This is a genomic window from Thauera sp. (assembly GCF_035444905.1).
Classification (GTDB): Bacteria; Pseudomonadota; Gammaproteobacteria; order Burkholderiales; family Rhodocyclaceae; genus Thauera.
Genome location: NZ_DAOMPS010000112.1, coordinates 1 through 4562, shown reverse-complemented (window position 1 = coordinate 4562; position 4562 = coordinate 1). Strand labels below are relative to the sequence as shown.

Genomic DNA, 4562 nt, shown 5'->3' with positions numbered 1-4562 from the left:
CTGCGAACGGCGGCCGGATAATCGCGCCCGAACGGGCAAGGAACTATAGGTAACACATTATGACAGACAATCTTCTTGTGGGGATCGCGGGTATTCTGCTCTCGCTGGGATTTGGGTACATCCCCGGCTTGAGCGATTGGTATGCGGCGCTCGACGGTGTGCGCAAAGCGCAGGTCATGGCGGTGCTGCTGCTGGTCGCGGCCGTCGGTGTGTTTCTGGCCGGGTGCTACTCGCCGTGGCAATCAGTGACGTGCGATGAGGCGGGAATGTGGGGGCTGGTGGAACTGCTCATCACGGCGCTAGTCGCTAATCAGGCGACCTATCAGATTGCTATCAGCCCATCGAAGTCCTCCTAGGTAGCGACAGGGATCGCCCTTGCGTTTGGCCGGTGGGTGCGGGGCTTGCTACAACCCACCGGCCGCTAAAATCATGACAGACCAACCGCAAGAACTACGCGACTATCTGGCCGAGGCCGAAGCCGTGGCGACGGAGTGGTACAGCCGCGAGGGGGTCGAGGATAGCCATGAGGGCAATATTGAGATGCTGGCGACGCTCATGGGGCTAACATGGGTGATGGATGGGCGGCCGTTTGCCGAGCTGCGAGACGCCGCGCGGGTGTACCTGATAGCAGCGTTCCAGATGGGAAGGGCGGCATGAGTGCGGCGGTTGTCGCTCTGGTATCCGACCTGCATTGCAACTCGACTACAGCCCTGTGCCCGCCGGTGGTTGACCTCGACGACCGGGGGCAATACCACGCCGGCCCAATTCAGCGGGCAATCTGGCGGCATTGGCTGGCCTATTGGAAGGCGGTCAAGACGGCGCGCGAAGGCAAGCGATTGGTCATCGTGCTCAACGGCGAACTAGCCGATAACAATTACCACCCCACGTCACAACTGGTAACACGCAACCCGGCCGACATGCTCAAGCTGAGTGCCGAGGCCCTTGCGCCCGCGCTGGCCTTGCTTGGAGAGGATGATCGCATCTTCGTGACGCGCGGCACGGAGGCCCACAGTGGCGGGTCGGCCTACATGGATGAAACGGTCGCCAGTGACATCGGGGCGACGGGGCCGGGCGACGATCTGTACAGCCATTGGCAATTGAGGCTGGACATCGAAGGCGTCCGCTTTGACATCGCCCATCACCCGCCGGGCGGCGGCGGGCGTGTCCCCTGGACACGCGGCAATTTCGCCGGCCGGCTGGCGGCCATGTCGTTCTATGAGGCCGTCGAGCGCAACGAGAAACCGCCACATCTGTACGTACGCGGGCACGTACATCGGCCCGGCGACAGCTACGATATAGCGCCGGTTCGCGCGCTGATACTCCCCTCATGGCAACACACGACGAGCTATGGCTATCGCATTGGCGGCGGGGATTTGCCCATCGGCGGCGCGATTGTGACCTGTGCGGAAGGGCGCTATACGGTGGACAAACTGTATTATAACTGGCCGCGCAGGGCTTATGTAACGGTATGACAGATATAGAGATTGACGAACTGATCAACGCGCTGGAAGCGGCGCGTAAGAACGGCGTAGACGATGACCCGGCGGCGATGACCGTGCGGAAATTGTGCGCCATAACCGGCTACAGCGAGGCGACCACGACGCGCCGCCTACGCGCGCTCATTGAGGCCGGGCGCGTCGTCTGCGTTCGCATTCCATTCACGCGCATCGACGGCGCGCGTACCCATATCCCGGCCTACAAACTGACAGGGGCGACTTATGACGAAGCATTCGCCGATTGAAAACGAGTACCAAAAATGGTGCACACTGTTTTGGGAGAATCAGGCGGCGCTCTCGCAGATTGTCGTTGAGGAATTCCCGGACGTTGACGAAGGCGACGAGGTGCGGCGCTACGATGTGGACATGGTGCGCGGGCTGGCGCAGGCCGTCGGCGCGTTGGTGGAGGGATATGATGCTGGAGCGAATTAACGCCGCGCGGGCGGGTGAGGATGACTGCTTATGACGTGGCAGGTTATCACGGGCGATTGTCTGGAAGTCATGCCGACGCTGGCCGATTCCAGCGTTGATCTCATCCTGACCGACCCGCCTTATTACAAGGTGAAGAATCTACCGTGGGATAGGCAATGGGACACGCCCGCCAAGTTCCTGGAGTGGCTTGACGCGGTATTGGCTGAGTTCTATCGCGTGCTAAAGCCTAACGGTTCGCTTTACCTGTTCGCATCGCCGCGCATGGCGGCGCGGGTGGAAGTGCTGACGGGCGAACGGTTTAACGTGTTGAATCATATCGTATGGAATAAGGACGGCGGGACACGGGCCAATCAAGCGAGCAAGGAAACATTACGCGCTTTCTTTGGAGATTCGGAGCGTATCATCTTCGCCGAGCACTACGGCGCGGACGGCTACGCCAAAGGCGAGGCGGGCTATACCGCTAAGTGTGATGAGTTGCGCGGGTTTGTGTTCGAGCCGTTGCGGGCGTATCTGGACGGGGAGAGGCAGCGGGCGGGGGTTAGCAAGGAAGATATAAATGAGGCGCTAGGTTTCAGGCGATTGGGCGGGATGGCTGGCCGCCATTACTTTAGCGTCTCTCAGTGGTGGTTGCCAACTGCCGAACACTACGAAAGGATGCGCCAAGCCATGAGCCGCCTCAACCACGGCGGCGAATACCTGCGGCGCGAATACGAATACCTGCGGCGCGAATACGAAGACCTGCGGCGCGAATACGAAGACCTGCGGCGCGAATACGAAGACCTGCGGCGGCCGTTCTCAGTTACCGCCGACGTGCCCTATACCGATGTATGGACGTTCCCAACGGTACAAGCCTATCCCGGCAAGCATCCCGCCGAAAAGCCGCAGGCCCTGTTACGTCACATCATCGCCGCCAGTAGCAAGCCGGGCGCGGTTGTCTTGGACGCGTTCGCGGGCAGCGGTTCCACCGGTATCGCGGCGCGTGACTTGGGGCGGGATTTCATTGGCATTGAGAAGGACAACACATGGGCAGACTACGCCCGCGAGCGGATAGCCAAGGCCGCTGAACAAGCCCGCCAACTGGAGCTAATACCATGAGAGGCAGGAATGACAACGATGCTGGAGCGAATTAACGCGGCGCGGGCGGCGCATGGGCTACCACCGCTGGCCGAGAGCGCGGCATTGGCGCAGGCGGCGCGTGACCACGCGGCCGACCTCTCGCGCAATGTGTGGCTGATTGAATCGCGGCGCTGGCACGAGGGCAGCGACGGGTCAACGATTGGCGAGCGGCTGAACCGCGCGGGCTATCGCGCGGCCCGCTGGCTCGAAAATGTGGGCTGGGGCTTTGGCGGCGACGAGGCGAGGATGTTCGATTGGTGGATGGTGTCGCCGGTGCATCGGGCCGCGATACTATCGCCCGACGTGACGGAGATGGGCAGTGTCAGACTGGCCGCGCCGGGGTCGCCGTGGGGGTTCTACTGGGTGGTCGATTTCGGCCGTCCGGTGGCCGCGCCGGTGAAGCAGCCGTGTCCGTGTTGCGGGCGGGGATACTGAGGGCGGGGGGCGTATCGGCCGCTCCGATACGCCATAGTTTAACTAAAATAGGCGTTAGCGGTCGTATGATTCATCGTCATCCGGTAGCCGGATCACGATGATGTCGTCACCGTGTTGGAATTCAAACATTCCTGTTTGGACGCTCAGCAGCGTCCACCGCTCCGGCTCGTGGAACGGGTCGGACGCGCCGATTGTCTGCCGTTCCATGATGTAGGTCTGGCCGCGCCGTGCCGTGAATCGCACGCGCGGCCGTCCTGCTCCGGGCCGTGGGCCGCCGCTGCCTGCTCCGGCGCGGCGGCCGCCCCATGTGGTTTTAGTCATTGGCACATTCCTACTCGTCCCACTCAGCCGCCAGTGTCTCCACCGTTTCGTCGCCGGTTAGATCGGCCTCGACAATCCAGTCTAGGACATTGGTGCTACCGGGGCCGTCGTACCATTGCCCTCGTTCGCTCTGCTGCGCTACTGCCAGCGCCAATTCGTTGATGTCGCTGTCGCTCGCCTCTCCCGCTGCCATTTTCTTGATTATCTGATTCGGTTTCATCTCATGTCTCCTGTTTGTTTGATTTCCTAACTATGATTGAATCATAGCACCAATCAATCATAGTGTCAAGGCTCATATGTTCTAATTTTCGACCAGTTTTGAAACTGGTTAAAATTGGTTCTACTGCCCTAGCAGGTGGTTAAAATTTTCGGCCAAAAACTTTAATCACCCCTGCCGGCCGTTCTCATCACCTCGGCATAGCGCGCCGCTCGATAGCGCAGCGTCTCGCTGTAGTAGCCCTTTCTCCTTGCTTGCGCTATCTGCCTGCGGCAGTGGGGGAGCCTCGATTATTGTCCCATCGTCTGAGCTATACCTCTATCTCATGTATCCCGTCAACCATTTTTGTCGGCAGGTCGCCGACGCTCAGGACAATATGAATGCCGTCGCCCAGGGGCAAGACCTCTCTAAACGTCTCGCCGTCAACCGACAAAATGCCGGATACTTCGGGCCACGATGCGCCGGTCAGGACGACGCAATCCAGTAGATCAACCATTTTACTTATCGCGGCTATCAGGCTTTCTACGTCCTGTAGTTGGGTCGCG

General features: G+C 60.4%; 10 protein-coding genes. 7 read left to right on the top strand and 3 right to left on the bottom strand.

The window, feature by feature from the left end:
- Positions 1-59 precede the first annotated feature (59 nt).
- From PLC66_RS22180 to PLC66_RS22150, 7 genes are all read left to right on the top strand, one after another.
- Complete coding sequence (locus PLC66_RS22180) at positions 60-356, top strand: hypothetical protein (protein WP_324544357.1); 297 nt, start codon at positions 60-62, stop codon at positions 354-356.
- A 73-nt stretch (positions 357-429) separates the two neighbouring features.
- Positions 430-657 (top strand): hypothetical protein, encoded by a 228-nt coding sequence (locus PLC66_RS22175; RefSeq protein ID WP_324544356.1) that lies wholly within the window; start codon positions 430-432, stop codon positions 655-657.
- A complete protein-coding gene (locus PLC66_RS22170; RefSeq protein WP_324544355.1) occupies positions 654-1472 on the top strand; it encodes a hypothetical protein in 819 nt (272 codons plus the stop codon). The genes PLC66_RS22175 and PLC66_RS22170 overlap by 4 nt, the downstream gene beginning before the upstream one ends.
- Positions 1469-1741 carry a hypothetical protein gene (locus PLC66_RS22165; RefSeq protein ID WP_324544354.1) on the top strand — a complete coding sequence of 91 codons (273 nt, stop codon included), beginning with the start codon at positions 1469-1471 and terminating at the stop codon, positions 1739-1741. Before PLC66_RS22170 ends, PLC66_RS22165 begins: the two co-directional genes overlap by 4 nt.
- On the top strand, positions 1719-1928 hold the full coding sequence (locus tag PLC66_RS22160) for a hypothetical protein (RefSeq protein WP_324544353.1): 210 nt from the start codon (positions 1719-1721) through the stop codon (positions 1926-1928). Before PLC66_RS22165 ends, PLC66_RS22160 begins: the two co-directional genes overlap by 23 nt.
- 30 nt (positions 1929-1958) lie before the next feature.
- The gene (locus PLC66_RS22155) at positions 1959-3023 is read left to right on the top strand and encodes a DNA methyltransferase (protein WP_324544352.1); all 1065 of its coding nucleotides are present in this window, start codon (positions 1959-1961) and stop codon (positions 3021-3023) included.
- Positions 3024-3032: 9 nt separating this feature from the next.
- Positions 3033-3479: a CAP domain-containing protein gene (locus tag PLC66_RS22150; RefSeq protein WP_324544351.1), complete on the top strand. Its 447-nt coding sequence runs from the start codon at positions 3033-3035 to the stop codon at positions 3477-3479.
- Between the two features lie 54 nt (positions 3480-3533).
- Here the strand turns inward: PLC66_RS22150 and PLC66_RS22145 are convergent, their stop codons facing one another.
- From PLC66_RS22145 to PLC66_RS22135, 3 genes are all read right to left on the bottom strand, one after another.
- Positions 3534-3800, bottom strand: coding sequence for a hypothetical protein (locus PLC66_RS22145; protein WP_324544350.1), 267 nt, complete (start codon positions 3798-3800; stop codon positions 3534-3536).
- A 10-nt stretch (positions 3801-3810) separates the two neighbouring features.
- Positions 3811-4020 carry a hypothetical protein gene (locus PLC66_RS22140; RefSeq protein ID WP_324544349.1) on the bottom strand — a complete coding sequence of 70 codons (210 nt, stop codon included), beginning with the start codon at positions 4018-4020 and terminating at the stop codon, positions 3811-3813.
- 307 nt (positions 4021-4327) lie between these two features.
- A partial coding sequence (locus PLC66_RS22135) for a hypothetical protein (protein ID WP_324544348.1) occupies positions 4328-4562 on the bottom strand: 235 nt, incomplete at its 5' end.

What these genes read in the sequence shown, in the direction of transcription:
- PLC66_RS22180 (WP_324544357.1), top strand. Translation starts at nt 60, where the DNA reads ATGACAGACAATCTTCTTGTGGGGATCGCGGGTATTCTGCTCTCGCTG.
- PLC66_RS22175 (WP_324544356.1), top strand. Translation starts at nt 430, where the DNA reads ATGACAGACCAACCGCAAGAACTACGCGACTATCTGGCCGAGGCCGAA.
- PLC66_RS22170 (WP_324544355.1), top strand. Translation starts at nt 654, where the DNA reads ATGAGTGCGGCGGTTGTCGCTCTGGTATCCGACCTGCATTGCAACTCG.
- PLC66_RS22165 (WP_324544354.1), top strand. Translation starts at nt 1,469, where the DNA reads ATGACAGATATAGAGATTGACGAACTGATCAACGCGCTGGAAGCGGCG.
- PLC66_RS22160 (WP_324544353.1), top strand. Translation starts at nt 1,719, where the DNA reads ATGACGAAGCATTCGCCGATTGAAAACGAGTACCAAAAATGGTGCACA.
- PLC66_RS22155 (WP_324544352.1), top strand. Translation starts at nt 1,959, where the DNA reads ATGACGTGGCAGGTTATCACGGGCGATTGTCTGGAAGTCATGCCGACG.
- PLC66_RS22150 (WP_324544351.1), top strand. Translation starts at nt 3,033, where the DNA reads ATGACAACGATGCTGGAGCGAATTAACGCGGCGCGGGCGGCGCATGGG.
- PLC66_RS22145 (WP_324544350.1), bottom strand. Translation starts at nt 3,800, where the DNA reads ATGACTAAAACCACATGGGGCGGCCGCCGCGCCGGAGCAGGCAGCGGC.
- PLC66_RS22140 (WP_324544349.1), bottom strand. Translation starts at nt 4,020, where the DNA reads ATGAAACCGAATCAGATAATCAAGAAAATGGCAGCGGGAGAGGCGAGC.